Below are 1,130 nucleotides of genomic sequence, written 5' to 3' on the forward strand. Positions count from 1 at the left end.
CCTTCGCGGATGGCGAAACGCAGGCCGTCTTCCATCGCGATCGGGGCGATCAGCTCGACGGTGAAGCCGACGTTGTCGCCGGGCATGACCATCTCGGTGCCTTCGGCCAGGGTCACGGTGCCGGTCACGTCAGTCGTACGGAAGTAGAACTGCGGACGATAGTTCGCGAAGAACGGAGTGTGACGACCGCCTTCTTCCTTGGTCAGGATATAGGCTTCGGCTTCGAACTTGGTGTGCGGTGTAACCGAACCCGGCTTACACAGAACCTGGCCACGCTCAACGCCGTCACGGTCGATACCGCGCAGCAGGGCGCCGATGTTGTCGCCCGCTTCACCGCGGTCCAGCAGCTTGCGGAACATTTCAACGCCGGTGCAGGTGGTTTTCTGAGTGTCGCGGATGCCGACGATTTCGATCTCGTCGCCAACATTGATCACGCCACGCTCAACACGACCGGTCACAACGGTACCGCGGCCCGAGATCGAGAACACGTCTTCGACCGGCATCAGGAACGGCTTGTCAACTTCACGCTCAGGGGTGTCGATGTAGTCATCAACAGCCGCCATCAGTTCCTTGATTTTCTCTTCGCCGATTTCCGGGTTGTTGCCTTCCATCGCGGCCAGAGCCGAACCTGCGATGATCGGAATATCGTCGCCAGGGTATTCGTAGCTGGACAGCAGTTCGCGAACTTCCATCTCAACCAGTTCCAGCAGCTCTTCGTCGTCAACCTGGTCAACTTTGTTCATGAACACGACCATCTTCGGGATGCCAACCTGGCGGCCCAGCAAGATGTGCTCGCGGGTCTGCGGCATCGGGCCGTCAGCAGCGTTCACAACCAGGATCGCGCCATCCATCTGAGCGGCACCGGTGATCATGTTCTTGACGTAGTCGGCGTGACCGGGGCAATCAACGTGCGCATAGTGGCGGTTGTCGGTCTCGTATTCCACGTGGGCGGTCGAGATGGTGATGCCACGAGCCTTCTCTTCAGGCGCGCCGTCGATTTGGTCATACGCTTTGAAGTCACCGAAATACTTGGTGATTGCTGCGGTCAGCGTGGTTTTACCGTGGTCAACGTGCCCAATCGTGCCGATGTTGACGTGCGGTTTTGTACGCTCAAACTTTTCCTTTGCCAT

Annotated in this window: 1 protein-coding gene; it reads right to left on the reverse strand. The window is 58.5% G+C overall.

From position 1 onward, the window contains the following. A partial coding sequence (gene tuf / locus ACR0AL_RS20945; RefSeq protein WP_480664536.1) for an elongation factor Tu occupies positions 1-1,130 on the reverse strand: 1,130 nt, incomplete at both ends.

Source organism: Ruegeria sp. BB1 (genome assembly GCF_056539465.1).